The 26,398-nt window shown below is 57.4% G+C and carries 29 protein-coding genes; 13 read left to right on the forward strand and 16 right to left on the reverse strand.

Annotated features, from left to right (window positions below):
• Positions 1-13: 13 nt before the first annotated feature.
• On the reverse strand, positions 14-955 hold the full coding sequence (locus ACR0L3_RS15125) for a formate dehydrogenase accessory sulfurtransferase FdhD (protein ID WP_480746593.1): 942 nt from the start codon (positions 953-955) through the stop codon (positions 14-16).
• Between ACR0L3_RS15125 and ACR0L3_RS15130 the strand changes: the two genes are divergently transcribed.
• Positions 954-1,664, forward strand: a complete 711-nt coding sequence (locus ACR0L3_RS15130; protein WP_480746594.1) for an AzlC family ABC transporter permease — start codon at positions 954-956, stop codon at positions 1,662-1,664. The genes ACR0L3_RS15125 and ACR0L3_RS15130 overlap by 2 nt on opposite strands.
• Positions 1,661-1,993, forward strand: coding sequence for an AzlD domain-containing protein (locus ACR0L3_RS15135; RefSeq protein ID WP_480746595.1), 333 nt, complete (start codon positions 1,661-1,663; stop codon positions 1,991-1,993). The genes ACR0L3_RS15130 and ACR0L3_RS15135 overlap by 4 nt, the downstream gene beginning before the upstream one ends.
• On the opposite strand, the gene ACR0L3_RS15140 is transcribed toward ACR0L3_RS15135, so the two are convergent.
• The 7 genes from ACR0L3_RS15140 to ACR0L3_RS15170 all read right to left on the reverse strand — a co-directional run bounded on the left by ACR0L3_RS15140 (position 1,982) and on the right by ACR0L3_RS15170 (position 8,493).
• On the reverse strand, positions 1,982-2,614 hold the full coding sequence (locus tag ACR0L3_RS15140) for a hypothetical protein (protein WP_480746596.1): 633 nt from the start codon (positions 2,612-2,614) through the stop codon (positions 1,982-1,984). The two genes, ACR0L3_RS15135 and ACR0L3_RS15140, sit on opposite strands and share 12 nt — an antisense overlap.
• Positions 2,615-2,632: 18 nt before the next feature.
• Positions 2,633-2,767, reverse strand: a complete 135-nt coding sequence (locus ACR0L3_RS15145) for an aa3-type cytochrome c oxidase subunit IV (RefSeq protein ID WP_480746597.1) — start codon at positions 2,765-2,767, stop codon at positions 2,633-2,635.
• 68 nt (positions 2,768-2,835) lie between these two features.
• On the reverse strand, positions 2,836-3,396 hold the full coding sequence (locus ACR0L3_RS15150) for a hypothetical protein (RefSeq protein ID WP_480746598.1): 561 nt from the start codon (positions 3,394-3,396) through the stop codon (positions 2,836-2,838).
• Positions 3,383-5,221 (reverse strand): glycerophosphodiester phosphodiesterase family protein, encoded by a 1,839-nt coding sequence (locus ACR0L3_RS15155; RefSeq protein ID WP_480746599.1) that lies wholly within the window; start codon positions 5,219-5,221, stop codon positions 3,383-3,385. The genes ACR0L3_RS15150 and ACR0L3_RS15155 overlap by 14 nt, the downstream gene beginning before the upstream one ends.
• Positions 5,222-5,286: 65 nt before the next feature.
• Positions 5,287-5,739: a DUF6173 family protein gene (locus ACR0L3_RS15160; protein ID WP_480746600.1), complete on the reverse strand. Its 453-nt coding sequence runs from the start codon at positions 5,737-5,739 to the stop codon at positions 5,287-5,289.
• A 4-nt stretch (positions 5,740-5,743) separates the two neighbouring features.
• Positions 5,744-6,790, reverse strand: a complete 1,047-nt coding sequence (locus tag ACR0L3_RS15165; protein WP_480746601.1) for an MBL fold metallo-hydrolase — start codon at positions 6,788-6,790, stop codon at positions 5,744-5,746.
• Positions 6,790-8,493, reverse strand: coding sequence for an acyl-CoA dehydrogenase family protein (locus ACR0L3_RS15170; protein ID WP_480746602.1), 1,704 nt, complete (start codon positions 8,491-8,493; stop codon positions 6,790-6,792). Before ACR0L3_RS15170 ends, ACR0L3_RS15165 begins: the two co-directional genes overlap by 1 nt.
• Positions 8,494-8,629: 136 nt before the next feature.
• Between ACR0L3_RS15170 and ACR0L3_RS15175 the strand changes: the two genes are divergently transcribed.
• Positions 8,630-9,580, forward strand: coding sequence for an L-threonylcarbamoyladenylate synthase (locus tag ACR0L3_RS15175; protein WP_480746603.1), 951 nt, complete (start codon positions 8,630-8,632; stop codon positions 9,578-9,580).
• Here the strand turns inward: ACR0L3_RS15175 and ACR0L3_RS15180 are convergent, their stop codons facing one another.
• Entirely contained in the window at positions 9,581-10,135 is a 555-nt protein-coding gene (locus tag ACR0L3_RS15180; protein ID WP_480746604.1) for a YqgE/AlgH family protein, read from the reverse strand. It lies immediately after the preceding gene.
• 148 nt (positions 10,136-10,283) lie between these two features.
• Here ACR0L3_RS15180 and ACR0L3_RS15185 point away from each other — a divergent pair, with 148 nt between their 5' ends.
• Positions 10,284-11,096, forward strand: a complete 813-nt coding sequence (locus tag ACR0L3_RS15185) for a protein-disulfide reductase DsbD domain-containing protein (RefSeq protein WP_480746605.1) — start codon at positions 10,284-10,286, stop codon at positions 11,094-11,096.
• A 3-nt stretch (positions 11,097-11,099) separates the two neighbouring features.
• Positions 11,100-11,531 (forward strand): NUDIX hydrolase, encoded by a 432-nt coding sequence (locus ACR0L3_RS15190; protein ID WP_480746606.1) that lies wholly within the window; start codon positions 11,100-11,102, stop codon positions 11,529-11,531.
• Here ACR0L3_RS15190 and ACR0L3_RS15195 read toward each other — a convergent pair.
• The 6 genes from ACR0L3_RS15195 to ACR0L3_RS15220 form a co-directional block, all read right to left on the reverse strand.
• Positions 11,482-14,910: an efflux RND transporter permease subunit gene (locus ACR0L3_RS15195; protein ID WP_480746607.1), complete on the reverse strand. Its 3,429-nt coding sequence runs from the start codon at positions 14,908-14,910 to the stop codon at positions 11,482-11,484. The genes ACR0L3_RS15190 and ACR0L3_RS15195 overlap by 50 nt on opposite strands.
• A gap of 5 nt (positions 14,911-14,915) precedes the next feature.
• Positions 14,916-16,364, reverse strand: coding sequence for an efflux RND transporter periplasmic adaptor subunit (locus ACR0L3_RS15200; RefSeq protein ID WP_480746608.1), 1,449 nt, complete (start codon positions 16,362-16,364; stop codon positions 14,916-14,918).
• Positions 16,365-16,469: 105 nt separating this feature from the next.
• A complete protein-coding gene (gene moaB / locus ACR0L3_RS15205; protein WP_480746609.1) occupies positions 16,470-17,012 on the reverse strand; it encodes a molybdenum cofactor biosynthesis protein B in 543 nt (180 codons plus the stop codon).
• Positions 17,013-17,018: 6 nt separating this feature from the next.
• Entirely contained in the window at positions 17,019-17,639 is a 621-nt protein-coding gene (locus tag ACR0L3_RS15210) for a LysE family translocator (protein WP_480746610.1), read from the reverse strand.
• Positions 17,636-18,235, reverse strand: a complete 600-nt coding sequence (locus ACR0L3_RS15215; RefSeq protein ID WP_480746611.1) for a metallophosphoesterase family protein — start codon at positions 18,233-18,235, stop codon at positions 17,636-17,638. Before ACR0L3_RS15215 ends, ACR0L3_RS15210 begins: the two co-directional genes overlap by 4 nt.
• Positions 18,235-18,999 carry a uracil-DNA glycosylase gene (locus ACR0L3_RS15220; protein ID WP_480746691.1) on the reverse strand — a complete coding sequence of 255 codons (765 nt, stop codon included), beginning with the start codon at positions 18,997-18,999 and terminating at the stop codon, positions 18,235-18,237. Before ACR0L3_RS15220 ends, ACR0L3_RS15215 begins: the two co-directional genes overlap by 1 nt.
• 774 nt (positions 19,000-19,773) lie before the next feature.
• On the opposite strand from ACR0L3_RS15220, the gene ACR0L3_RS15225 reads away from it, so the two are divergent.
• From ACR0L3_RS15225 to ACR0L3_RS15260, 8 genes are all read left to right on the forward strand, one after another.
• Entirely contained in the window at positions 19,774-20,709 is a 936-nt protein-coding gene (locus tag ACR0L3_RS15225) for an aspartate carbamoyltransferase catalytic subunit (RefSeq protein WP_480746612.1), read from the forward strand.
• Entirely contained in the window at positions 20,706-21,227 is a 522-nt protein-coding gene (locus ACR0L3_RS15230) for a hypothetical protein (RefSeq protein WP_480746613.1), read from the forward strand. Before ACR0L3_RS15225 ends, ACR0L3_RS15230 begins: the two co-directional genes overlap by 4 nt.
• On the forward strand, positions 21,212-21,598 hold the full coding sequence (locus ACR0L3_RS15235) for a hypothetical protein (protein ID WP_480746614.1): 387 nt from the start codon (positions 21,212-21,214) through the stop codon (positions 21,596-21,598). Before ACR0L3_RS15230 ends, ACR0L3_RS15235 begins: the two co-directional genes overlap by 16 nt.
• A complete protein-coding gene (gene pyrC / locus ACR0L3_RS15240) occupies positions 21,595-22,875 on the forward strand; it encodes a dihydroorotase (RefSeq protein WP_480746615.1) in 1,281 nt (426 codons plus the stop codon). The genes ACR0L3_RS15235 and pyrC overlap by 4 nt, the downstream gene beginning before the upstream one ends.
• Positions 22,875-23,480 (forward strand): glycerol-3-phosphate 1-O-acyltransferase PlsY, encoded by a 606-nt coding sequence (plsY, locus tag ACR0L3_RS15245; RefSeq protein ID WP_480746617.1) that lies wholly within the window; start codon positions 22,875-22,877, stop codon positions 23,478-23,480. The genes pyrC and plsY overlap by 1 nt, the downstream gene beginning before the upstream one ends.
• Complete coding sequence (locus ACR0L3_RS15250; RefSeq protein ID WP_480746618.1) at positions 23,477-23,746, forward strand: hypothetical protein; 270 nt, start codon at positions 23,477-23,479, stop codon at positions 23,744-23,746. The genes plsY and ACR0L3_RS15250 overlap by 4 nt, the downstream gene beginning before the upstream one ends.
• A 196-nt stretch (positions 23,747-23,942) precedes the next feature.
• Entirely contained in the window at positions 23,943-24,416 is a 474-nt protein-coding gene (locus tag ACR0L3_RS15255) for a YHS domain-containing (seleno)protein (RefSeq protein WP_480746619.1), read from the forward strand.
• A gap of 413 nt (positions 24,417-24,829) precedes the next feature.
• Positions 24,830-25,363 (forward strand): outer membrane protein, encoded by a 534-nt coding sequence (locus ACR0L3_RS15260; RefSeq protein ID WP_480746620.1) that lies wholly within the window; start codon positions 24,830-24,832, stop codon positions 25,361-25,363.
• A 51-nt stretch (positions 25,364-25,414) separates the two neighbouring features.
• Here the strand turns inward: ACR0L3_RS15260 and ACR0L3_RS15265 are convergent, their stop codons facing one another.
• Positions 25,415-26,398 carry a quinone oxidoreductase family protein gene (locus tag ACR0L3_RS15265; RefSeq protein ID WP_480746621.1) on the reverse strand — a complete coding sequence of 328 codons (984 nt, stop codon included), beginning with the start codon at positions 26,396-26,398 and terminating at the stop codon, positions 25,415-25,417.

Genomic DNA, 26,398 nt, shown 5'->3' on the forward strand with positions numbered 1-26,398 from the left:
TTGATATATAAACTTAGTTCTGAGAGCTTTTTCGTTTGTGCTTTTTGTCTTCACTTGGAACAGTCGCGGGGTCCACGTCGCGCAGCAACCGGTCTTCACCCGACAAGCACACGAACCGCTGCCCGCGCATGCGGCCAATTAGGGTCAGGCCAACTTCTCGGGCAATCTCAACACCCCATGCCGTGAACCCTGAACGCGAGGCCAATACCGGGATACCCATCATTGCCGTCTTGATTACCATCTCAGACGTCAATCGACCCGTAGTGTAGAGAATCTTGTCTTCCGCCGCCTCACCTTCGGACAGCATCCAGCCCGCAATCTTGTCAACAGCGTTGTGTCGGCCAACATCTTCCATATAGACCAAAGGACGATTTTCGCGGCACAACACCGTGCCGTGGATCGCCCCGGCTTCAAGATACAGCGACGGGGTGCGGTTGATCTTGGCGGCCAGATCATAAAGCCACGAGGTCCGCACCTGAACTTGGGGCAAGCGAACGTCTTCCAGCCCCTCCATCATGTCGCCGAAAACAGTGCCGACCGCACAACCACTAGTGCGGGTCTTTTTCTTTAACTTGTCTTCATAAGAGGTTTCGCGTGCCGTGCGCACCACTACGGTTTCCAGATCGTCGTCATAGTCGACCCGCGTGATGTCATCATCCGGCAGCAGCATGCCCTGATTGCGCAGGAACCCAAGTGCCAGATACTCAGGGTAATCGCCGATAGTCATCGCCGTCACGATTTCCTGCGAGTTCAAGTAAATCGTCAGCGGGCGTTCTTCGACCACCGAGATTTGGCTGACCTCGCCATTCTGGTCCACGCCCTCGACCGCACGGGTCAAGCGGGCCGCGCCTGGATCAGGCGCGATGATGTAATCCGAAAGATCCAGTTCCCTAGCCAATTGCAACCCTTTCTCAAGACCGCTACTGCTGCGGTTGACACCATAGGATTTAGCCATGGCAGACACCACATCCAAGTCCTACTATTGGAAGGGTTTTCGCGACGGAACCCCATTCATCTTCGTGGCTTTCCCGTTTGGCATGCTGTTCGGTGTTTTTGCGACCGAGACAGGGTTCAATATCGTCCAGACCATGGCTTTTTCCGTCGCCGTGTTCGCGGGGGCCGCGCAATTCGCTGCCCTGCAATTGCTACAAGAAAACGCACCGACGGTAATTGTTCTAATCTCGGCCCTTGCCGTGAACCTGCGCGTTGCGATGTATTCCGCGTCGCTGACGCCTTACATGGGCGCGGCACCGTTGTGGCAACGGGCCTTTGCCGCGTTTCTGATCGTTGACAATTCTTACGCCAGTTCAATTGTGCAATTCGAAAACGAACCGCAGATGACAATACCACAACGGGTGGCCTATTTCTTTGGGTCGGTAACGCCTGTAACGCCAACCTGGCTTATGGCCACGTATTTGGGGGCAATGCTGGGAACGCAGATTCCAGAAAGCTGGGCACTGGACTTTGCTCTTCCGATTACCTTTCTAGCGCTGATCGGCCCGATGATGCGAACACTTCCTCATTTGGTTGCCGCTGCAGTTGCCATCATCGTAGCCCTACTGACGATCGGCGTTCCGTTCAATTTGGGCCTTCTGATTGCCGGGGCGGCGGGCATGATGGCAGGCGCACAGACCGAACTGGTGCTGGAGCGGAGAAACGCATGAACCAAATCGACCCCGTCACAATTTGGATCGTTATCTTCGGGCTGGCCGTAGGCAGCTATGCGTTGCGGTTCACCTTTATCGGCCTCGTGGGCGACCGTCCGATGCCGCCTTGGCTGCTGCGCCATCTGCGCTATACCGCAGTGGCGATTCTACCCGCGTTGATCGCGCCGCTGGTGGTATGGCCGACAGCAACTGAGGGCCAACCGGACATTCCGCGCATGGCGGCAGCGGCAGCAACGTTAGTCGTGGGATTGATTACAAAGAACGTGCTGGCCGCGATATTTTTCGGGGCAGCGACACTTTACGTGCTGTTGTATCTACTGGGCTAAACCCGCGTCCTGTTGGTTCAGAAGGGCGTTGTTTGCTGCCAGTCCGGCTTGCAGGTCAGCGTCGTCATTCTCGCGATACTCGGTGGTGGTTACCCCCGGCAGCTGACCAAACTGTTCGGACAGCTTGACCGGATAGAACGTTACGTCGATCTGTTCGAACCCCGGGACTTGCTGCAACAGGCGCGCGGTCGAATTTGCACAATATGCCCCCGGTACCGGCCCCATTTGTTTGGCCAGTTGAAGCGCAGTCTCGGCCTGTTGAGGGGTCACTTCTATGGTCTGAATACGCGCATAGTGTGTTTCACGGGCGTGACTGCTGCGATAAGCCCGTTCGACATTTGGCGTGATGCCGTAAAGCACGTCATCCTTGATCGGCACTACATCCGCACGGAACGAGCCCGCAGGATCAAAGATCACCCGCTCACTGCCGCTTATCATCAGCGACGTATGGGCACCCGAACCTGTTCGGGTACTGATCATCGTGTACAAGGTCAGAGTCGAAGGCCCAGGATCACGGTAGGACCGGGCCACGATCTCAGATTGATCCGCCTGAGGTCGCTGCGATCCTGTGCAGCCCGCCACTGTTGCTGCCAGAAGGCAGGCAAGCAATATCCTGATCACAATCGACCCCGATTTGGATTAGGCTGCGAAGACCGCCAGGAATAGGCAGAGGAAGGCAATGGCAACCACACACCATGTGGTGGCCTTGATGAAGCCGTGGAAGGTTTTTTCTTGGACTGTGATGTCCATTTCGCCGTGCTTGTGTTCAGCCATGACTCAGAGATTCCTAATTCGCGTGTTTAGAATGTTGGATAAATGAAAATCCGAGGGCTGTCACCACGTCATTCGCGCGCAGGGGTCACGGGCTTAAACACAGAACACCCCGGATACCCAAAACCCCATCGCCAAGGCAGACCAGAACACGGGCCACCACCCAATCTGACGGCGGCGTGCATGGCCTCGGCCGTGACGGAATGGGCCGTGCGAACCTGATCAGGCGTCATTTCGTAGCGATCCGCGAATTCCTCGGCATTGTCTTCTCCGTGTTTCTTGACGCAAGCGCGCAACGCATCATCCGCAGACACGCGCGCATCGAAACTGTCCTCGGCCTGCGACGCACCACCGGCGTTGTGGTAGGCGCGATCATGAAACACACAACAATACTCCCACGGCGGATGCGCCTCATAGAGCGCGCTGAACTTAGGAAACGTGTCAGCCACAAAACGCCAACTGGCAGACAAACCGCCCGAACACCCATCCGTCTCGAACGGGATTGGTTCGGCCTCACCCCGCTGTGCAATCAAAGCGCGGTGCGCAGGCATTTCGATATTACGCATAAAGTCCTGAGCCACCGCCGGAGTGGCAAGAAACGCGACCAAAGCCACAATCTTACGGACTCTCATCACGCATCGCCTGTGTATCAACGGACATGCCGAAGGTGGTAGCCATCCACAGCAGCAGCCGCTCTGCCGGACCCATTTCAGCACGCACCCGCAGAACTTCATTTGCCATCGCTGGACGATCTGTGATCAGGCCATCTACCCCCATAGAGGCCATGGCTGACATCTGCAGCGGGTCGTTCACCGTCCAGACATAGATATCCTTGCCCGCCTCATGGACCGAACGCACCAGTCCCGGAGTCGCCATCGCAGCGTTTACGGCAATGAAATCGCCCTCAAGCCCGGTCAGATCACCGACTGCCGTTGCCGCCAAGACCCCGGCGCGCCAATCGGGGCGAAGGGCCTTCAATTTTTGTACAGCAGGGTATTTCAACGACATGGTGGCGATCTCGTCCTGCATCTCCATCTCTTCGACAATAGCGGCGACCCGGTTTTCCAAGTCGACGTCATGACCGTAGTATTTCAGCTCGATGATGACCTTGGCTTTACCCTTCGCTGCCTCAAGCACGTCACGCAACGTGGGTGTGCGCTCGTCCGCGTATTCAGGGCCAAACCAACTGCCGATGTCGATCTGTTCAATGTCCTCCATCGTCGCGTCCCAGACCTTCAGGTCAACGCCCGCCAATTTCATAAAATCACTATCATGGGCAACGATGACCTCATCGTCCGCCGACTCTTGCACGTCAATTTCAACCCAGTCCGATCCATCTTCGATTGCTTTCAGCACCGAGGCCATGGTGTTTTCCGGTCTCAATGCAGCGGCGCCTCGATGGCCAATCACCTCAGCCCGGTCAGGCGCCTGTATGCGTTCCAGGATATGCTGGCCGAACCAGAGCCCGATCAACACAGCCACGACCGCCGCGCCAAGACCTGCAAACAATGGAATCCGAAGGCTACCAGGTTCAGGATGAGGCGGTTCTGATGTCTTGATCTCAAAAAAACTGTCCAGCAGCACCGCCAACGCGCCAAGGGCGGTCGCCGCCAGAACCAGCCCCGCCAGAGACCAAACTCCCGCCACTAAAAGGCTGTAGGTCAGTGCCAATCGCAGATGGCTGCTGCCTTGCAGCGGCACCAGAGCGAACAGAATACCGGCTACCCAGGCAATCAGACCCGCAATAATCAGCCGCAAAACCAGCCAAAGCGCCAATTCGATCTTTAAACGGCCCCGCTTGCCCTCCATCCGCGTGGCACTGATGTTGAAGGCATGTGCAGGATGAACGCTTTCAAACAGAACCAAATGCAAGGAAAGCGCCCAAGCTGACAGGCGCCGTATCAAAACCCAGGCCATGATCAAAACCACCGCGCCGATCAGCACAACGGCAACCCAGAAGGAGGGCGGGTGAAACGTCAGATAATAGTTGATGTCGTATTCGGTCAGCGTCCACCACGCGATCACGGCCGAGATCACTGCGAAGGGCAGGATAAGTAAAAGAACCCTCAGCACGAACCTTACTGCAAAGCTGAACAAAGAGGGCAGTCGAGATAGTATCAGCCCAATGGCGGAGCTTCCCGCGCGCCATGGCTCGGATTCTCCCATCCGCAGCGAACCTGCCATGACCGAGAAGACAAACACCTCTGCCAGCAGAAACAGACTGAGTACCACGATCGCTGCGATGAACCCGACAGGCGAAAGAATGAACGCTGCGATGGCTTGATCGGTCAAAGCAGTCTGGTTTGAAAGCGACACCGCAAGGTTTACGGTGATCGCCACGCCCGGCGCGATCAGTGCCACCAGTAAAAGGCGCACAACGATATAAATCGGCACGAATACGCGGCGACGCGCCCATGCGCCCTTGTAGGCACTTGAAACGGCTGAAAAACTGGTCACGCGTCCCCCCCCCAAAATGTTGAACTCATTCAAGGCTGCGCAAGCGTGAATTGCAAGTCAGGCGATCAGCTTTCTTCCAAATCCTTGGCGAGCCGAAACCCGATCCGGTTGGCCGGCTTGTCCTCAATCGATTTGGGCAAGGCCCGCAGCATCACGTTAAGTTGGCTCACATGCTGCACCAGTTGGGTTCGCGCACCAGCGCCGTCCGAGCCATAAAAGGTAATGATATCAGGATCGAAATAACCCATCCCCTCGATCCGCATTACTCCGGCATCGCCGCCAGTAAAGCCCATGGCGACTTCTTGATCACCGGTCAGAGTCTGTTCGAAATTCTGGATATAAAGAATCAGCCGTTCGTAAGCCCACTGCGCCGGACTTTTGGTTTCAACCGGCTTTTGAAAAGGACCGGACAAATCCTTGGCACCGGACTTTGCGTTCGGGTTGGCATGCACCTCGTAGCAACGGGGTAAAGCTGCCGCTTCTGCCGCCTCGGCCGAGGTTTCGATCTGGTCCTGCATGGCCTTACCCTTTGCGCTGAAACTCCCATGCCCCATCCGCACGTCGCGTCCGGGTCACACTTCCAATGTGGTAAAGATGATTCAGATGTGCAACCGCCTCGACCAGAGCCAGCCCATACTCTCCCTCGCCGATCTTGCGCTTGAACAGAGGCACAAAGCACTCAGCCGCCGTTTTTGGCGTGTCCAAGTAAGTCTGTAGACGTTCCAGCGCACCGTGGTGATTGTCGATCAGTTGCTGCATCCGCATCGGCAAGCCGGTGAACGGCAGCTTGTGTCCGCCCAGGGCGATATGGTCAGGTCGCGCCAAACCCTGCAGTCGTTCGCATGCCTCAAGCCATTCGGCCGCCGGATCAGCCATCGGTTCGGTGACATAAACGCCCAAGTTGGGGCTGATCGAACTAAGGATCTGATCCCCTGTGATCACCAGATTGTCGTCCCGGCTCCAAAACGTGGCGTGTTCAGGGGCATGACCGTTGCCCATATGAACATCCCAATCGCGCCCGCCCATGCGGATCACGCTGCCTTGCTTTATCCGCGTAAAGCCGAGGGGCATGGGATAAACACTGTCGCAGAAATTGAAGGGACGTTGGGTCATTCTATGGGCCAGAACTTCAGCATCCATCCCGGCGCTGCGGTAGTAATCCAAGGTCTCTTGCGGCCAGCTTTCCTGTACGTCCAGCTGCAACATCCGCGCAAATAACCATGCGGTGCGCGTAGTTACCAATTCAGCGCCCTGTTCAGATTGGAACCAGCCCGCGTTGCCTATGTGATCTGGATGGTGATGCGTCACCACCACGCGGTTTATCGGTTTACCGGCCAACGGCCCCGCCATCAGTTCCGCCCAGATACGGCGGGTCTTTTTCGAAGACATACCTGTGTCGATAACCGTCCACCCACCGCCATCGTCCAGCGCGTAGATATTGACGTGATCCAGCGCCATGGGCAACGGCAGCCGCATCCACAGAACCCCTTTGGCAATCTCAACCGCCTGACCCCGCGTCGGAGGCTCGGGCCACGGATATCGAATTGCCAAGGGGTTATCTCCGTCCATTATGCCACCAATTCATCCGTGCTGAGGGCATAAAGGTCCTCTGCCCCATTTTGCGCCTGCGCCAGCAATCCGGCAAATTCTGGCAACAACGCGTTGATGTAGTAACGCGCAAGCTTAAAATGTGGGCCATTGGGTTCGGCCAGCGCAGCCTTCAGATGGTAATGCGCGCCAAGCACGCGTGCAAACGCGTGCAGATAGGGCACCGCCCCAGCAAAGCGTGTGTTCATGTCAGACTGTGCCACGATCCATTCGGTTGTTTCGCGCAGACTCTCAGTCGCCTCCCACACCGGCCCCGCCAAGTCCGGCAGGGTGGCACGCGCCCGTTCGGCGTGATCCTCGATTTCATCCAACAGACGCGAGGCCGCCTCACCCCCGTCCATCATCTTGCGTGCAACAAGGTCCATCGCCTGAATGCCGTTGGTCCCTTCGTAGATCGCGGTCACACGGACATCACGATAATACTGAGCCGCGCCAGTTTCTTCGATAAAACCCATACCGCCATGAACTTGCACGCCGGTTTCCGAAACGCGCATCCCAGTTTCAGTCCCGAACGCCTTGCAGATAGGGGTCAACAAAGCGGCCCGCGCGCTCCATTCGGCATCATCCGTTGCATTGGCCAAATCGATGGCTGCCGCATTTGCAAGCATGATGGCCCGCGCGGCAAAGGTATCGGCGCGCATGCTCATCAACATCCGACGCACATCCGCATGGTCAATGATTGTGCCCGAGGGGGTTTTGCCCTGCTTGCGCTCCAGCGCATAAGCCAGCGCATGCTGATACGCGCCCTCGGCGGCACCAACGCCCTGACCACCAACACCCAGACGGGCGTTGTTCATCATGGTGAACATCGCGGCCATGCCGCCATGCTCTTTGCCGACAAGCCAGCCTTTCGCACCGTCATATTGCATCACGCAGGTTGGTGAGCCGTGCAAACCCATTTTGTGCTCCAGCGAGACGACTTTCAGATCGTTCGCCACTCCAGGTTTGCCGTTTTCGTCCGGCAGATATTTGGGCACCAGGAACAGCGATATCCCCTTGGTTCCGGGCACCCCGTCGGGCAGACGTGCCAAAACCAGATGGCAGACATTTTCAGTAAAATCGTTATCGCCCCACGAGATGAAAATCTTCTGCCCAGACACCGAATAGGTACCATCCCCGTTGGCCTCAGCCTTCGAGCTCAGCGCCCCCACATCCGAACCAGCCTGCGGTTCGGTCAGGTTCATGGTGCCTGCCCACTCGCCCGCCATCATCTTGGGCAGATAGAGCGCCTTCAATTCGTCGCTGGCGTGATGTTCCAGAGCTTCGATCTGTCCCTGCGTCATGAGCGGTGCCAATTGCAGCGATAGGCAGGCTGCCGACATCATTTCATTTACAGCCGTGGTCAGGGTCATCGGCAGCCCCATGCCACCATATTCGGGATCACCGCTCATCCCGACCCAACCGCCTTCGGCGATTGCTTTCCAGCCCTCGGTATAACCCGGCGAGGTTCGCAGCACGCCGTTTTCCAACCGTGCGGGTTCCATATCTCCGGGGCGTTGCAGCGGGGCCATCACCTCTTCGCACATCTTTCCTGCTTCGGTCAGAATCGCGCTGACGACGTCCTCGCTGGCTTCCGAAAATCTCTCAGTCGCGGCGATCTGGTCGAATCCGACGACGTGGCGGAACAACAACTCATAATCGGAAATGGGCGCGCGATATGGCATGGCTTCCCTCGGGGTTATCTGACTGGTTTTCGCGGGTGGGGTTGGAAAATTCAATACCCACCTTTATGCATCCTTGATTAACCGAAAACGTAACCGGCTTAATGTCACAAGCAATCAAAACGCGGCGTCACCAATCATGATCCCCAACGGCACTATGGATTTGTCCGCCGATCCGAGCGGAATCGCGCAGGCAGCGGACTTGCTGCGGCAGGGCTTGTTGGTCGCGTTTGCGACCGAAACTGTTTATGGGCTGGGCGGTGACGCACGTAATGGCGACACCGTGGCAAATATCTATGCTGCAAAAGGGCGACCCAGCTTCAACCCGTTAATTGCGCATGTGGCGTCCGTGGAAGCCGCGCAACGTTACGTGGAATGGACTGATAAAGCTGAGGCACTCGCCAATGCTTACTGGCCAGGTCCCTTGACGCTGGTGCTGCCGCTAAAATCTGGAAATGGAATTTCACCGCTGGTCACAGCGGGGTTGGATACTCTGGCGGTTCGGGTGCCAGCGCATGGCACAGCTCGGGCTTTGCTATCCGAATTTGACGGTCCCGTAGCGGCGCCTTCGGCCAACCCTTCGGGCCAAATCAGCCCTACCACCGCCGAACACGTGCGTGCGGGTCTGGATGGTCGTATCGCGGCGATTCTCGATGACGGTCCTTGCGGCGTCGGGCTGGAGTCCACAATCGTCGGATTAGCCGGAGAACCAACGCTTCTGCGCCCCGGAGGCGTGGCGCTGGAAGAGATTGAATCCGTACTGAACATACAGCTGCACACGCATCAGGCCGGAGATTTACTGACTGCGCCTGGTCAGTTGCAGTCCCATTACGCTCCGGATGCCCCGGTCAGGCTAAACGCGGAATCCCAGCAAGGTGACGAAGTTTTACTGGGGTTTGGTTCTGTTCCCTGCGACTTGAACCTGTCGGAAGGGGGCAATTTGACCGAAGCCGCAGCAAACCTGTTCTCGGCATTACATAAGTTAAACGCGACGGGCCGCCCAATTGCTGTCTCATCAATCCCGGATCAGGGTTTGGGCGCGGCCATCAACGACCGCTTGCGCCGTGCCGCGGCACCCCGCGACAGCTGATCAGGCGCGTCCAGCGCTGGCAGAAAGAGTCAGTGGATCAACACCCAGCGTAGCCAACGCAGCCTCCCACTTCTCATCATCGGGCACGTCGAAAACAAGTTTTGGCGTTGCGTCGGTCGTCAACCAACCATTCATGCCGATCTCATCCTCCAACTGGTCGGGTCCCCAGCCGGAATAGCCCAGCGTCAGCGTCGAATTCAAAGGACCGCGCCCCGAAGCCAGATCCTCAAGCACATCCAGCGTTGCGGTCATGCTGAAATCATCCGAGATTTTCATAGAATGCAGATTGGCGTCGTAGTCCGCGCTGTGCAGGACAAAGCCACGCGACATCTCAACCGGACCACCGAAATGAACCAGACGCTCACCCACTACCGGAATGCGGCACGCGATGTTCAGCTGGCTCAACAGAGTTTTGATCCGCAAATCCGACGGTTTGTTGATGATCAACCCCATGGCACCGTCATCACCGTGACTGCATATGTAAACCACTGAATGATCAAAGCGAGGGTCGCCCATGCCGGGCATCGCAATCAACAGTTTTCCGGTCAGATCCATGGATTTAAAACTCTTGTTTCGTAACCCCTTTAACAATGACCCCGGTGCACACGGATTGGCAAGGGATCAGGCCACATTTCGCCAGATTTCATTACGGTGACCGGAACGTGACTTGGAATCCAAGCCCAAACCGCGCATTTAAGAAAGTATGAAGCATTATTTGAAGTCGACTGCGATTGCTCTGACCGCCTGTTTTGCCTTGGCTACCCCTACGCATGCTCAGGCGCTGGACGGAGTCGTGCAATTGGACGTGCTTGATGGCGGGCGCACCGCGCAGGGCACATATCTGGGCGCATTGAAGCTTACGCTAAAAGACGGCTGGAAAACTTATTGGCGCGCACCCGGCGATGCCGGTATTCCACCGCAGTTTGACTGGAACGGCTCAAAAAACGTGGGCGAGGTGTCAATTACTTGGCCCACCCCCGAGGTGTTTATGCAAAACGGCCTGCAGTCCATCGGCTATGCCGGTCAATTGGTACTGCCCGTCGAAATCACCCCCAGCAACCCCGGCAAACCTGTGCGGCTGCGCGGAGATATGGATTTGGGCGTCTGCAAGGATGTCTGCATCCCCGAACGGCTGGACTTTGACCATACTGTGGACGCCGAGGCGGGCCGAAATCCGGCAATCGCTGCTGCGTTGGCACAGCGCCCCTATTCCGAGAAAGAGGCGCGCGTAACCGCAGCCAGCTGCCACCTGACGCCCACATCCGACGGCATGCAAATAGAAGCCCGCGTAACCATGCCGTCGGCTGGTGGGCGCGAGGTTGCGGTTATCGAACCGGGCAGTCCGTCGCTCTGGGCCTCGCAAACTGAAACCACGCGACAGGGCGATACCCTTGTGGCAACCTCTGAGGTGATCAGTGCGTCGGGCGGACCTTTTGCGCTGGACCGGTCGGAGATTCGGATCACTGTCTTGGGTGCAAATCACGCAGTAGACATTCAGGGCTGCAACGCGGGCTAAGGCATGGATAAAACCCCCAAGATCGGCGCGCTGGCCGTTGTGGTGCACGAGGCACGCGTGCTGCTGGTGCAGCGTAGCAAACAGCCCGACATGGGTTTGTGGGGATTTCCCGGTGGGCACGTAGAGTGGGGCGAGACTGTTATGCAAACCGCGCAGCGAGAGTTACACGAGGAAACCTCGGTCATTGCCGAACCACTGCGTTACCTCGATAATCTGGATCTTTTGCGCCACGACGAACAGGGCGGTGTGCTGTCACATTACTTGTTGGTCGGTGTGGCTTGCCAATACCGGTCGGGAACGCCACTGGCTGGGGATGATGCGCTAAATGCCCAATGGTTTCCGGTCAAGCAAATCCAGCAAGGCGATCTGCCCATGAGCAACCGGGTCATCGATCTGCTGGAAACCGCTCTGCGCGATAAACTGCACGCCCCTTGATACGCACGTATACAAGGCCGGACAACACGATGCTCAGCAACAGGATCGGCAACGCGCCAACGACAAAGGCGGCCAATCCCATCCGCAGGGCCGCGACACTTTCCGCACCGCCATAAAGCCCGGACAACAGGCCAATGGGTGTGCCGACAATCGCTGGCCAAGCAATGGTGACACCGAACCACAATAGAAGCGCCACCCCTGTTGAAGTCACGGCGCCCTGTACCACACGATCCGGTGCCTTAAGCGCTCGGCGCATCGCGGTCATCGGGCGCGATAAGTCATTCAGAATTGCCAGTAGCGCCGGTACCAAGAGCAGCACCAGCAGCATCCCGAAACCCAGCCCATAGACCAGAGTGATCACCGAGGGCTTGAGAAACTGCGCCTGTTGCGAACCCTCGTAGAGAAGTGGTGTCAAACCCAGAACGGTGGTCAATGTCGTCAGCATCACAGGCCTGAGCCGATCTGCGGTGCCTTCGACAATTGACGGCACCAACCCACGCTCTTGCTGATAGGCGTCAATGGTCGTCACCAACACAATAGAATCATTGATGATGATCCCGGTCATCCCCAACAGTCCGATAACGGTGAACATACTCAGCGGCACATCCCAGATGTAGTGCCCCCAGATCGCGCCCACCAACCCAAACGGAATGATTGCCATAACCACCAAGGGTCGTGTCCAGCTGGCGAATACCCAAGCCAGAACCAGATAAATTCCTGTCAGACAGAGGATCAGGCCAGTACGTGCCTCGGTCAGGAACTCATCCTCTTGTTCGCTCAGACCCGCCATTTGCCATTCGACCTGCCGTTCGGCTGCGATTTTTGGCAAAATCTCCTCTCTCATTGCGCGGGCAATTTCCGCAGCGCGGGTCGGATCATCTTCGGAGATATCTCCGTTCACCGAAATCACCCGCAGACCGTTTTCACGCCGCACTGTCGAAAACCCTGATTTTCTCTCAACCGACACGATGTCGGCCAGTGGCACGTACACCCCATCGGGCGTACGCATCAGGGTGCGTTCCAGAAAATCAGCAGTCAGCTCGCCCTCGGGCAGCTCCACGCGAATCTCGGCACTGCGCGGACCATCGGGGAAGGTCGCGGCTTCGATCCCGTTCAAACGGTCGCGCAATACGCGACCCAGCGTTTCAATACGAAAGCCCAGCGCCTGCCCCTTGGCAGTCAGGTCCAAGATGAAATCTTCCTTGTCGTAGGCTAGATTGTCCTCCAGCGCTGACACTTCGGGGTATTTCGACAGTTCGGCCTGCAATTCCTCGGACGCGGCCTTAAGCGTGTTTACGTCTGCGCCATACAACTGAACGTCAATCGCATCGCCACCTGGTCCAGAGCGCCATCCGCGGAAGCTAAGCACCTCAACCTTCGGGTGGCGGGGGACAAAGTCCTGCAATTCCCCGACAAACTCGAAACTGGAATAGGGGCGCAGATCGGCATCAATCAGTTCTATCGAAATCCCGCCCAGCAAGTCGTCATCCTTGCCATCTGCAGCGGACAGACCAAACCCGGCAGTTCCGCCGATCTCTGCCAGAACGTATTTAATTGGGTTGCGACCATGACGCTCTTCATAGATTTGGCCCAAGTCTTCTACCGCCACTTGCAACTGTCGCATCATGGCAAAAGTTTCGTCGCGGGTGGCACCTTCGGCCATGATGAAATTGCCCGTGACCGAACCCCGCTCAGGCGCGTTGAAAAAACGCCAAGTCACGTCGCCCTTGATGAACAAAGCAATCTGGCTGGCAAGGATAACAACCATAACGGCGACAACCACGTATCGCGCCCGAACGACCCAGGCCATCAGTGGACGGAACAGATGATCCCTCACCCATCGGAATCCACGATTGACCACACGGTTGGGCCAGTCATACCAGTGTTCCTTGGCCGAATGAGCGATTGCATGGGCCATGTGGTTGGGCAGGATCAGGAAACACTCGATCAACGAGGCGATCAGCACCGCGATTACGGTGAACGGGATGGCATAGATCAACTCTCCAAACCGACCACCGATTGCAGTCAGTCCAAAAAAGGCAATCACGGTGGTCAAGGTCGCGGCAAAGACCGGCATTGCCATACGCCGCGCAGCGCGTTCAGCTGCAACAACCGGCGCTTCGCCCAACCGCCGCGCGCGGAAATCAGCGTGTTCACCCACAACAATGGCATCATCAACGACGATACCCAACGTGATGATCAGCCCGAACAGCGAGATCATGTTGATCGACAGCCCACCGATATACATGAACGCAATCGCGGCAGACATTGCCACTGGAATACCCGCAGCAACCCAGAAGGCAATGCGTGCGTTCAGGAACAGAAACAAAAGACAAACCACAAGGCCCAAACCCACCAGCCCGTTGTCCACCAGAATGTCCAATCGGTCAGTGATCGCCTGCGCACGGGTCCGGATCAGCTCGACCGTAACACCTTCGGGCAGGCTGGCCTGAAGCTCGGCCACCACATCCTCAACCGAGCGTTGGATTTTGATGGCATCACCAAGGTTCGAGCGATCGACACGCACCGACATGGCCGGATTTTCGCCCACAAAGTAACTGCGGTTGCGATTGACCCCTTCGACCCGAATGGCCGCCACATCGCCCACATAGAGCTTGGATCCATCTGCAAAGTTACGCAGCGCTATGCCCTCAATCTCTTCAGGCGTGCGCTTTTCGGTGCCGGTCCGGATGCGCGCATTTGCACCGGTAACGTCGCCCGCCGGGTTGGCAATGGCTTCGGCCGCGATGGCACTGGCTATCTCGGATAAGCTAATGTCATTGGCGATTAACTGCGCCGTTGGCACCTCTACCACAACCCGCGGCGCGGCAAGGCCCCGGATCGTAGTGCGGGTCACGCCAACGGCGAACAGACGATTAATCAACTCATCGGTGAACTTGGCCAACTGGTCTGGATCGACCGGGCCGGTCACGACCACATCCGTCACACGATCCCGCCAAGCGCCGCGCCGGATCACCGGTTCTTCTGCATCCTCGGGCAGGTTGGTCACAGTGTCGACCGCTGTTCTGACCTCATCCACGGCGCGCGACATATCCCAATTGGGTTCGAACTCTAGCCGAACACTGGCGCGCCCTTCGCGTGAGCTCGCGCTTGTACTGGCCACGCCTTCGACTGCCAGTAAGGCCGGTTCCAGCAGTTGGACAATGCCGTTGTCTACGTCCTCGGGACCGGCACCTTCCCACTCGACATTCACATCGACACGTTCAAGTATCACGTCTGGGAAGAATTGCGCCCGCATCGCAGGGATCGCTGCCGCGCCCAGCACCAACATGACCAGCAGCAGTAAATTGGCGACCGTTCTATGACGGGTGAAATAGCTAAGAATGCCGCCCGCCGCGCCGGGGATTTCGCGCATCATGGCGCTTACCCTCCTGCCCGGTTTTCGATTCTGCGCACCAGTGAGGCAGGAACGCGGGCCCCATTCAATTGACCCATAACGCGGGCTTTAACGTCATTCGGCATCTGGTCGCTGGCTTCGACTTGCGCCATCAGTTGGGCGCGTAGCTCTTCCGACAGCTCGACCATATCGGGGTCAGCATTGGCCTCGACCCGAAGCGGCCGGACACGGACGCCGCTGCCCAACAGAGGCGTACGGCCAACAACGACTTCACGCCCAACTAGCCCTTGGCCGCGCAACAACACCTCATCCCCCTGACGGCGGATCAATTGCACTTGCAATGCCTCAAGCCGGTCGTTGGAACCCAGCACCAGTACCGTTCCAGCCGAATCCAATACCGATGCAGGCAGGCGCACTACGTTGTCCAGTGGCTGCTCTTCGACAGTGACCGTAACGAAATCGCCGGGTTTAAACCCCGGTGCATCATCCAGACGGGCATAGATCAAGCGGCCCGTCTGCCCTTCGCCCGCTGACCCACTGTCGCGGCTTATCCGACCATGCGCCACCAGATCAGTGCCCGTCACCTCAAGGGAGACCATGACAGGTGCGTTGATTAACTCTCCTTCGTCATCCAAAAGTCGCACAAACTGCGCGGTAGATACACGAAAAGCGACCTCAAGGGCTGTAGGATCGACCAATTCGGCCAGTTTCTCATTTGCAGAAACCAATCGTCCTTCGACCAGAGTCACATCAGTCAACGTTCCACCAAACCGTGCACGGACTGTCATATCGTCCAGATCGCGCTCAGCAGCCTCAAGCGCAATGCGGGCGCGGGCCAGAAGGGTCATGGCCTGATCAACCCGAGATTCCGCCTGAGCCAACGCTATGCGACGCGCCAAAACGGATTGCTGAGCGGCAGCCTCGGCCAATTCCGCTTCTTCCACCGCAGCTGGCGTGCCAACGCCACGGCTTTGCAAGTCTTTCTGACGTTGCAAAGCCCGCCCACGCAGACCCGCCTGTGCTTCGGCCGAGTTCAGCTCGTCCTGCGCCAAAAGTAGTGAGCGTTCCGCGTCACGCTCTTCGAACTGCGCGTCCAAAAGATCAGACTTAGCCCGATCCAGCGCAGATTGGGCATCAGCAGGATCAAGCTCTACAAGAACTTCACCGGCGGTGACGACACCTCCATCTTCGAAATCTTCGGCCAATGAGAGCACCCGTCCGCCCAGCGCTGCGCGCAGTTCCAGACGGCGACGGCTTTGCACCTCACCAAAGGCTTCGAGATATGGGGTGACGGTTTCCAGTTCCGCTGGCTGGACACTGACGGCGAAGATGCGCTCGCGGGCTTCGGGCGCGGTGTTTTCACGATTCAACGCCTCTTGCAGCGCACTGGTGATCAGTTGCACTGCGACAAAAACTAAGGCCAGCGTTAGAAACGCCAGAAAGACACCTACAAGGCTTTGCCTTAAAAATCGCATCAATCACTTACCCCGGTCAAATCAAGCCGCGAATACAAATGGTAACCGGGCATAGGAAAATGCCAAGCCACAAAGCGGTTACGAATAGTTATACGCGCAGCAAGTTTACTTCCGTCGCAGATTTTCGTCCAATCTGGGCATTATTTCCACAAAGTTGCAGGGGCGATGCCTGTAGTCGAACTGTTTTTCCAAAATCCCGTCCCACGCATCCTTGCAGGCGCCGGGGCTGCCTGGCAGCGCAAACAGATAAGTACCCTGCGCCACACCGCCCGTTGCGCGGGATTGCACTGCGGATGTACCGATCTTTTCCATTGAAATGATGGTGAAAACGGTTGCGAATGCCTCGATTTCTTTTTCGTAGACGTCCCTATGTGCCTCAACCGTCACATCACGGCCTGTCAGTCCCGTACCGCCAGTAGAAATCACGACGTCAATTTCAGGGTCACCCGACCAAAGGCGCAATTGCGCTGCGATCTCGCCGCGCTCATCCCGAATGATCTTGCGATCAGCCACCGAATGGCCCGCACGTTCGATCCGTTCAACCAATGTCTGACCCGAGCGGTCATCGTCCAGCGAGCGTGTGTCCGAGACGGTCAGGATCGCGATCCGGACTGGAATAAACTCCTGACTTTCATCAATGCGTGACATGTGGCGTCAAGCCCTTTCCATGATGGCAAGCCGGATGGCGAGGGACGCAAAAATCCCGCCCGTCACCCAGCCCATGATACGTGAGGCGCGCGGGTTCGAAATCAGAACCTTACCCGCACCGCCAGCAAAAATGCCCACCAACCCGTTCACCACGAAGCCTCCAAGCGCGATGATAACTCCGAAGATCAGAAACTGAGGCAGGATCGGGCCGGCAGACGGATCAACGAATTGCGGGATGAAAGCCAGCACGAACAGAATAACTTTTGGATTGGTCAGGTTCACAACTAACCCGTCACGAAATGCATGGCTTGTTGGTTTCGCAGGAGCGTCACCCGATACGGCCCCGTTCCGGATCGCACCCCAGGCCAGATACAGCAGATAGGCAACACCCATCCAGCGGATAACGTCAAACAACCACGGCAAGCTGTTCACCACCGCGCCCAAACCCAGACCGGCCAGCAATACGTGCACCATCAACCCCAAGGAAATCCCTGCACTGGCGACCAACGCCGGTCTGGCACCTGACCGCAAGCCCTGACCAAAGCAGAACATCATGTCAGCGCCGGGCGTGAAGTTCAGCACCAAAGCCGCCGGGATGAACGCCAGCAGAGTGACCGTCTCTATCATAAGATTGCCTCGAACCAGTTTACCCTCGGGCCCAGATTGGCAACCTGCGTGCGACCTATGCTGCCGCGATAGCCCCAACTGTCGTGGATGTGGCCGCAAAAAACGTACTGCGGCTGCAGTCGTTCAACGGCATCGCGCACGGCCACCGACCCAACCGCGTCACCTGACGATGTGACGTCGCCGAACCCTTTGGGTGGAGAATGCGCAATCAGGATATCCGCAGCATCGCATCGATCCAGTAATTCCGTGGCCTCGGCATCCGTCAGATCGCAGGACCAACCTCCGAAAGGCGTCCGTGGTACGCCATATCCCAGACCAAATAAGCGCAGACCATCCAGTGTCATACCGGTGCCGTGCAAAACGTGTACACCTTCAGGTGCGGCGTCGGTCAGTTCTTGCGCGCTTTCTGCGTTGCCGGGCACCAGCACCAAGGGCGCCGAGATGCCGGAGAGCATCATGATCGCCTCATCCAGCCCTTGCCGCATGTTGCAATAGTCTCCGGCTCCGATCACCAAATCAGCTTCCACGCTGGCCTTCACAACCTCGGCCGCGCGGTTGCGCGCCATGTGCAGGTCAGAAAAAGCCAAGATGCGCATCACTTGCCCTCCAGTCGGGCTTTTAACTCAAGCAAGTCCGCCCAAGCCTGACGTTTCACCTGCGGTTGCCGCAACAAGTAGGCCGGGTGGAACATCGGAATGACCGGCAGGTCCAGCGCTTGCTCCCATTTCCCGCGCAGCCTTGTAATGCCACGTTTGCCCAGAACCGCCTGACAGCTGATGTTACCCATGATGACCAGAACCTCGGGCTTGGCCAACGCCACGTGCCGTTCCAAAAACGGCTTCATCATACCGATCTCTTCGGGTTTGGGGTCGCGGTTTTGCGGAGGCCGCCAAGGCAGGACATTGGTGATATAGACGTTCCGGGTACGATCCAGATCAATCGCCGCCAGCATCCGGTCCAGCAATTGACCGGCACGACCAACGAACGGTTTACCCTCGCGATCTTCTTCACGACCCGGAGCTTCACCGATAATCATTACCCGCGCGCCGGGCGTGCCGTCGGCAAAAACCAACTGCCGCGCACCACGTTTCAAGTCGCAATGGCCGAACGCATCCATGGCTGCACGCAATTGATCCAGTGACCCTGCGCCCGTAGCCGCCGTTTTCGCCACCTGGACCGGATCGATCTGTTTGGGCTTTTCTGGTGCGGCCTGTTCTGCCGCAGGCTTTTTAATTTTGGGCGCATTATCAGGTAACACAAATCGGTCGACTGGAACGTCGCCGATTGCGTCTGTTGCGCCCAGTTCGATCTGCCATTCCAGCAGAGCCCGCGCAGTGTGATAGTCCAAAGCCGATTCCATACCCCTCAATCTAACCAGCTTTTGAACGAGGGAAAGCGAATAGGCCTTGATTGGGCGACCCGTCGCACCGACCATGAGGGCGTTTATGCCTGTTATCATGCGATTCCTATTGTTAATCCTGCTGCTGTTCTCGATCTGCAGCCCAGCGTTTGCGCAACTCCGCGACCGCAACAGCCAATGCCGTGGCGGCCAGTTTCAATGCGGTGCTCGGTGTTGTTCCGGAGGCCAGCGGTGCAGTTTCGACGGCTACTGCATTCCCATGGGTGGAACCTATTGCGGCGGCGGGCGCACTTGCGGAGCTTTTGAGCGTTGCGTGGCTGGGGGTGCGAGATGCGCACCCGCCGGAGCGAACAAATGCAGGTCACGCTTGGATTGCCCGGGAGGAACCACCTGCAACGCACGGGGAGAATGCGAGAGTATTTCACCCGGTTTCGAAGCGGATTCGGCAACACCTAGGCTAAAAACCGTGTGCGATGATGGCCTGACCTGCACAGGCGGAACGTCCTGCCTTCCGGGTGGCGGATGCTCACGTCCTGGTTGGTTCGTTTGCGAAGAAACGGGATCGCAATGCCGCCCCGGATTCAAATGTTCAGAGCATCAGGGCTGCGTCCCGGTCAAGGCCGTTGACTGCGGTTACGGCAAATGGTGCAAACCTGGTGAGCAATGCCAGCCAGAGGGAGGATGCGAGAAACTGCCCGAAGGATCTGATCCTTAGGTTGCCTAGGCGCGCGGACCTTTCTATAAGCGGCCCGATTGTCAGACAGGAGCCCGCCCATGCGTTTCGCCCATCGACACCTTCTTGGCATCGAGCACCTGTCGCAATCCGATATTACTGCCATCCTTGATCTGGCCGAAAAATACGTCGACATGAACCGGCAATCGACCAAGCACTCCGACGTGCTGTCGGGGCTGACGCAAATCAACATGTTCTTCGAAAACTCGACACGAACACAGGCCAGTTTCGAAATCGCAGGCAAGCGGCTGGGTGCGGATGTGATGAACATGGCGATGCAGGCCAGCTCGATCAAAAAGGGCGAGACCCTGATCGATACCGCAATGACCCTGAACGCGATGCATCCGGATCTGCTGGTTGTACGGCATCCGCATTCCGGCGCGGTCGATTTGCTGGCCCAGAAAGTGAACTGCGCTGTTTTGAATGCGGGCGATGGTAGGCACGAACACCCGACACAGGCCCTATTGGACGCCTTGACCATCCGGAGGGCCAAGGGTCGCCTGCACCGTCTGAACATCGCAATCTGCGGTGACGTTGCCCACTCCCGCGTGGCCAGGTCAAATCTGATCCTGCTGGGCAAGATGGAAAACCGCATCCGCCTGATCGGCCCCCCGACACTGGTTCCCGGTCAATTCGCCGAGTTCGGGGCCGAGATTTACGACGACATGAACGAGGGCCTCAAAGACGTCGACGTCGTCATGATGCTCCGCCTTCAGAAAGAGCGGATGGATGGCGGCTTTATCCCGTCCGAGCGCGAGTATTATCACCGCTACGGTCTGGACGCCGCAAAGCTGGCGCTGGCCAAACCCGACGCCATTGTCATGCACCCTGGCCCAATGAACCGCGGGGTCGAAATTGACGGCACGCTGGCGGATGACATCAACCGTTCCGTCATACAGGAACAGGTCGAAATGGGCGTTGCCGTCCGCATGGCAGCGATGGAGTTGCTGGCCCGTAATCAGCGCGAGGCAGCATGAGCAACCTGACCGTCGCCCCCCACGAACGCGGGGTAATCCGCCTGTTCACCTTGGACATGCGCCCAGAAGTGGCAAAGTTTCTGCGCGAACCTGCTGCCGCGGATCAGGTTCTGGGCGTCATAGGCTTGGACTCGACTCAGATCGACATCTTCCCTGTTTCCGATCTGGATGAACTAGGGCTCTATGGCTATCTCACCGAAGGCTGCGGCGTTTCTGAAGATCAGCTTGACCGGGCGGTACTGGATCAGGTCGAGGGCTGGGTGATGGTCCTGCGCAGCGCTGCGTTCGGCGGAGAAGCAGCCGAACTGAGCCCAGACCCACGTCTGCACCTGATCGGAGTTTACACCGAAGAAGTAACCAACTGGACCGGAGGTCCAATCGAAGCCGACAGCGCCAAACCTTTCTCAGCCCAACCCAAGGTGACAACCGACAACGGCCAAACCAGTCGCATCGGCTCGGCCATTCTGGCGCTGATTATCCTGTTGGCCATCGGGGGCGTCTTATGGCTGATCCTGTGATCTTCACCCCGGACAAAGGCGCCTATATCCGCACCAACGCTTGGTTGGCCGCTGTGGCAATGGCAGGCGCGATGGTCCTCCTGTGGCTGATTGGCAATCCTTATCCTTGGACCGGCGCGCCTGCCGGGCTGGCCGCAATTGGCATACGTGCTTGGTATCTCGCCTCGGAAGAGCTGGTAGGCACATGGGACATGACAGACACTACCCTAACCGGCCCCGGCCCGCGCAAGGTGCCGCTGAACCAGATCGCAGCCGTCAACGTCATGGGCAGCTTCGTTCAGATCGTCACCAAAAGTGGCGAAAAGCACCTGATCAAATACCAAGCTAACCCCGCAGCCACCAAAGCCGCAATCGAAAGGGCCATGGCATGAGCAACCTGACTTTCACCAACGCCCGTTTGATCAACCCAGAAACCGGAGCAGACAGCCTCGGCTGGCTGCAGGTTACTGAGGGACGGATTGCCGGGCACGGTGACGGCGAAGCTCCAGCCTCGGACGCGCAGGTCGTGGACTGCGGCGGGCATTGCCTTGCCCCCGGCATTGTCGATATCGGCGTCAAAGTGTGCGAACCGGGTGAACGCCACAAGGAAAGCTACAAATCGGCCGGTCTGGCGGCTGCGGCTGGGGGTGTGACCACGATCATCACGCGTCCCGACACCAGCCCTTCAATCGACACACCGGAAACGCTGGAGTTTGTCACCCGTCGCGCGCAAGCAGATACGCCGGTAAATGTTCTTCCTATGGCCGCACTGACCAAAGGCCGTGAGGGTCGCGAGATGACCGAGATCGGCTTTCTTCAGGATGCCGGAGCAGTTGCCTTTACCGACTGCGACCATGTCATAACCAACACCAAGGTATTTTCCCGCGCACTGACCTATGCCCGGTCGTGCGACGCGCTGGTGATCGCGCACCCACAAGAACCCGGCCTAAGCGCAGGAGCAGCGGCCACAAGCGGTAAATTCGCCACCTTACGCGGCCTGCCCGCCGTCTCGCCCATGGCCGAGCGGATGGGACTGGACCGTGATATTGCTTTGCTGGAAATGACCGGCGCCAAATACCACGCTGACCAGATCACCACAGCCCGTGCCCTACCCGCATTGGAACGGGCCAAACGCAACGGGCTGGACATCACCGCCGGGACGTCGATCCATCATCTAACACTGAATGAGCTGGATGTGGCTGACTATCGAACTTTCTTCAAGGTTAAGCCGCCCCTGCGATCCGAAGACGACCGACAGGCAGTGATCGAAGCAGTTCGGACTGGGCTGATCGATATTATCAGCTCAATGCACACCCCGCAGGACGAAGAAAGCAAGCGACTGCCGTTTGAAGAAGCCGCATCGGGCGCCGTAGCGCTTGAAACGCTGCTGCCTGCGGCGCTGCGACTGTACCACTCGGACCAGCTGGACCTGCCTACGCTGTTCCGAGCCATGGCGCTGAACCCGGCAAAACGGTTGGGCCTAGACAGTGGTCGTTTGGCCGAAGGCGCGCCCGCTGATCTGGTGCTGTTCGACCCGGATGTTCCCTTTGTGCTGGACCGGTTTTCGTTAAAGTCGAAATCACAGAACACACCATTTGACGGACAGCGGATGCAGGGTAAGGTCACAGCAACTTATGTTGCAGGCCAAGAAGTTTACCGGAGACCTTGATGCCGCCAATTGACAGTACGACGACCCAGTTGATCCTCTGGACCGCGCTTGGCTATCTGATGGGGTCGATCCCATTTGGCATGATTATCGCCAAGGTCATGGGGTTGGGCAATCTGCGCAATATCGGGTCCGGCAATATTGGCGCGACCAATGTGCTGCGCACCGGTAACAAGGCCGCAGCGGCCCTGACTTTGATTTTCGATGCCGCCAAAGGCGCAGCGGCTGTATTGCTGGCCCGCGCCCTAGCCGGAGAAGACGCTGCCCAAATTGCTGCGCTGGCTGCGTTTCTGGGCCACTGCTTTCCGGTTTGGCTCGGATTCAAAGGTGGAAAAGGCGTAGCGACCTTTCTGGGTTTGTGGTTAGCACTGGACTGGCGCGTGGGCGTGGCGTGCTGCCTCACATGGTTGGTGACGGCCGCAATCTGGCGGATTTCTTCCCTCGGCGCGCTGATCGCGGCGGCAATGTCGACCATCTGGGTCCTGATACTAACCGATGGGTCGACATTCCTACTGGGCATCGTTCTCACCTTGTTGGTCTACTGGCGTCACAGCGCCAACGTGGCCAGGATCAAGGCAGGTACAGAGCCCAAAATCGGTCAATCTTGACTGCAACCAGCTCTTTCCTTTCCGCATTCTTCGCCATTCCGCTGGGAACTTCGGAGGGTAAAAGCAATGGTCGTCGTTACATTGTAAGCCGCTCGGAACTGGTCTCGGGAAAGTCTCAAAAGCTGGTGGCGCATGAGTTGGGCGGTTCTGATTACATCAGCCTAAACCTCTACCGAACACGTGACAGCAGTTGGCTGCTGCGTCCGTGTGAGATGCCAGCAGAAAAAGTCATCTACTTTGTGATTGCGTTCAGACCGCGCAAATGACCCCGGTCTGCGCATTTTTGAACAACGCCCCTGTATCCTTGCACAATCACAATTGATTGCTTTGAACGTGATGAATTGGCTTCCCAGCTTGGTTGCGTGCCGGACAATTACCGTTCGCACATGACAAAATCCAAGGGGGGTGCCAGTGCGCAATTTCGGCGTCGCAAGGTATCTCAGTTCACGAAAGGTGAAACCAATGAACAAGTTCAAATCCATCCTGGGCGGCGTTGCCCTATCGGTCGCGATCGCAAGCTCGGCACTGGCCGCAGGCGTTGAGCTGAACGCAAGCTCGACCGGTCTGGCATTGCAAGGCTATGACCCCGTTGCCTATTTCACCGAAGGCGAACCGACCAAAGGTGACTACCGCATAACTGCGCTGCACAATGACGCCATGTACCGCTTTGCCAACGAAGAAAACAAAGCTGCGTTCGAAGCCAATCCAGACGCTTACCTGCCCGCATACGGTGGTTATTGCGCCTTCGGCGCCGCAATGGGCTTCAAATTCGACGGTGACCCAACGTATTGGAAAATTGTCGACAATAAGCTGTACCTGAACTTGTCTGAAGACATTCAGGAACGTTGGGAAGGCGATATTCCGGGCTTTATCGAGCAAGCCAGCACCAATTGGGAAACCATTGCCGACAAAACTCCGGCCGAGTTGCAACAGTAACTCCTCGACATCTGTCAGAATTACGGTGGCGAGGAGACTCGCCACCGTTTTAACTTTTCCGTCTCAGCGCTTTGGACCTGGCAAGTTAAGATTGCACACGCGCAACGGCTAATACGGCTGATGCAACCAATCCAACAGCGGTAATTTGCTGATGAAATCAAACGGATCGGCAGAAGATCACCCGAGTGATTTCAGTTGTTTGAAACCGCATACTCTTAACCCTAGGTCCTAAGTCACAGACACACCCTCACTTTGCGGACGCGTGCCACTGGCACTCAACGCGCGGGTACGACCCAAGGGTGGGGAATTTTCTAAAAGACTATGATCCGGCTGAGAAGCCGGGCCGTAGGAAAATTACAGACGGGAGAGCAGCACAAACCTGCTGTGGACCAATTCAAAAGAAAGGTTACGAAATGACAGGTAGATTTCTGTTGGCTTCAGCAATCGCAACAGTCACCGCTGGATCGGCGTTGGCGCAATCTTCAGGCGACTGGACCGGGTTCTACGGCGGTGGTCAATTAGGTTATGCAGATATTGACACCAACCTATCGGGTGTAAACGGCGATGGTGCCATCGGCGGTATCATTCTTGGATATGACTATGACCTAGGTGACTGGGTTGTAGGCGGCGGCTTTGACTATGACTGGACCGGCATTGATCTGGCCCCAGGCGTCGAGGTCGAAGACGTTTGGCGCGTCAAGGTGCGTGCGGGGTACAACGTTATTCCAGAAGGCCTGCTATACGGTGTAGGTGGTTACGCCAATGCGGGAACCGACAACCTTGGCAGCGATGACGGTTGGTTCATCGGTGCTGGTTACGAACAGATCGTCGCACCGAATATCAGCGTCGGTGGTGAAATTCTGTATCACGAGTTCAACGACTTTGACTCGACCGGTATCGACGTTGAGGCAACCACCTTTCAGATCCGCGCAGCCTATCGGTTCTGAGATTTGAAAATCAGGCCCGGCACGATATCGCCGGGCCTGACCTAACCTGTATTATAGCTCCAATACAGTGCTGCCTGTGGTCTGACGCGCCTCAAGTGCGCGATGCGCATCAGCCACCTGATCCAGTGGGAAACGCTGATCAATGTGAACTTTCACTTCCCCACCCTCGACCTTTCCGAACAGACGCCGAGCCATCGCCTGACAAGCCGCCTGATCGGAAATATGCGTAAACAGCGTCGGGCGCGTGATCTTCAGCGATCCCTTCTTGGCCAGCATACCAAGGTCAATTAGCGGCACTCGGCCCGAGGCGTTGCCGAATGAAATCATCATTCCCAGTGGTTTCAGGCTGTCCAGCGACCCGTTGAAAGTGTCTGCTCCAATAGAATCCATAACCACATCCACGCCTTTACCCCCGGTGATCTCAGCCACCCGTTCAGCAAAGTTTTCCTTGCGGTAGTTGATGCAATGGGACGCGCCGTTAAACTGGGCCAAGCTGCATTTCTCGTCCGTTCCGGCGGTGCCAATCAGGGTAATCCCCTCGGACTTCGCCCATTGGCAAGCAATCAGGCCTACCCCACCGGCAGCCGCATGAAACAATACTGTGTCTCCGCGTTTCAGGGGCGTTGTACGGTTAAACAGGTATTCGACAGTCATCCCCTTCAGCATCATTGCCGCCGCCGCATCGAAAGAAATATCATCGGGCAGCGGGCACACCTGCGCCGCGCTCATTACGCGTGCTTCAGAATACGCACCGGATGGCGCAGCGGCATAAGCCGCGCGTTGGCCGGGCTCAAGATGGGTTACACCTTCGCCGACCGCTTCGATCACACCGGCAGCTTCCATACCCAATGCATGCGGCAAGTCTAGCGGATAGAGCCCAGTACGCTGATACACATCAATGAAGTTCAATCCACAGGCCTGATGACGGATACGCACCTCTCCGGGTCCGGGATCACCCACCGGGCGGTCTTCGATCTTTAAAACTTCGGGGCCGCCGTGTTCATGAATGACGACGGTTCTTGCCGTTTGCTGCAT

This window comes from Ruegeria sp. CK1 (assembly GCF_056536545.1).

Coding starts and splice junctions, on each gene's coding strand:
- ACR0L3_RS15230 (WP_480746613.1), top strand. CDS start 20,706: ATGAGCAACCTGACCGTCGCCCCCCACGAACGCGGGGTAATCCGCCTG.
- ACR0L3_RS15265 (WP_480746621.1), bottom strand. CDS start 26,398: ATGCAGCAAACGGCAAGAACCGTCGTCATTCATGAACACGGCGGCCCC.
- ACR0L3_RS15130 (WP_480746594.1), top strand. CDS start 954: ATGGCAGACACCACATCCAAGTCCTACTATTGGAAGGGTTTTCGCGAC.
- ACR0L3_RS15225 (WP_480746612.1), top strand. CDS start 19,774: ATGCGTTTCGCCCATCGACACCTTCTTGGCATCGAGCACCTGTCGCAA.
- ACR0L3_RS15160 (WP_480746600.1), bottom strand. CDS start 5,739: ATGCAGGACCAGATCGAAACCTCGGCCGAGGCGGCAGAAGCGGCAGCT.
- ACR0L3_RS15260 (WP_480746620.1), top strand. CDS start 24,830: ATGACAGGTAGATTTCTGTTGGCTTCAGCAATCGCAACAGTCACCGCT.
- ACR0L3_RS15195 (WP_480746607.1), bottom strand. CDS start 14,910: ATGATGCGCGAAATCCCCGGCGCGGCGGGCGGCATTCTTAGCTATTTC.
- ACR0L3_RS15210 (WP_480746610.1), bottom strand. CDS start 17,639: ATGATAGAGACGGTCACTCTGCTGGCGTTCATCCCGGCGGCTTTGGTG.
- ACR0L3_RS15215 (WP_480746611.1), bottom strand. CDS start 18,235: ATGCGCATCTTGGCTTTTTCTGACCTGCACATGGCGCGCAACCGCGCG.
- ACR0L3_RS15165 (WP_480746601.1), bottom strand. CDS start 6,790: ATGGACGGAGATAACCCCTTGGCAATTCGATATCCGTGGCCCGAGCCT.
- ACR0L3_RS15190 (WP_480746606.1), top strand. CDS start 11,100: ATGGATAAAACCCCCAAGATCGGCGCGCTGGCCGTTGTGGTGCACGAG.
- ACR0L3_RS15235 (WP_480746614.1), top strand. CDS start 21,212: ATGGCTGATCCTGTGATCTTCACCCCGGACAAAGGCGCCTATATCCGC.
- ACR0L3_RS15200 (WP_480746608.1), bottom strand. CDS start 16,364: ATGCGATTTTTAAGGCAAAGCCTTGTAGGTGTCTTTCTGGCGTTTCTA.
- pyrC (WP_480746615.1), top strand. CDS start 21,595: ATGAGCAACCTGACTTTCACCAACGCCCGTTTGATCAACCCAGAAACC.
- ACR0L3_RS15125 (WP_480746593.1), bottom strand. CDS start 955: ATGGCTAAATCCTATGGTGTCAACCGCAGCAGTAGCGGTCTTGAGAAA.
- ACR0L3_RS15150 (WP_480746598.1), bottom strand. CDS start 3,396: ATGAGAGTCCGTAAGATTGTGGCTTTGGTCGCGTTTCTTGCCACTCCG.
- plsY (WP_480746617.1), top strand. CDS start 22,875: ATGCCGCCAATTGACAGTACGACGACCCAGTTGATCCTCTGGACCGCG.
- ACR0L3_RS15175 (WP_480746603.1), top strand. CDS start 8,630: ATGATCCCCAACGGCACTATGGATTTGTCCGCCGATCCGAGCGGAATC.
- ACR0L3_RS15180 (WP_480746604.1), bottom strand. CDS start 10,135: ATGGATCTGACCGGAAAACTGTTGATTGCGATGCCCGGCATGGGCGAC.
- ACR0L3_RS15170 (WP_480746602.1), bottom strand. CDS start 8,493: ATGCCATATCGCGCGCCCATTTCCGATTATGAGTTGTTGTTCCGCCAC.
- ACR0L3_RS15145 (WP_480746597.1), bottom strand. CDS start 2,767: ATGGCTGAACACAAGCACGGCGAAATGGACATCACAGTCCAAGAAAAA.
- ACR0L3_RS15255 (WP_480746619.1), top strand. CDS start 23,943: ATGAACAAGTTCAAATCCATCCTGGGCGGCGTTGCCCTATCGGTCGCG.
- ACR0L3_RS15185 (WP_480746605.1), top strand. CDS start 10,284: ATGAAGCATTATTTGAAGTCGACTGCGATTGCTCTGACCGCCTGTTTT.
- ACR0L3_RS15135 (WP_480746595.1), top strand. CDS start 1,661: ATGAACCAAATCGACCCCGTCACAATTTGGATCGTTATCTTCGGGCTG.
- moaB (WP_480746609.1), bottom strand. CDS start 17,012: ATGTCACGCATTGATGAAAGTCAGGAGTTTATTCCAGTCCGGATCGCG.
- ACR0L3_RS15220 (WP_480746691.1), bottom strand. CDS start 18,999: ATGGAATCGGCTTTGGACTATCACACTGCGCGGGCTCTGCTGGAATGG.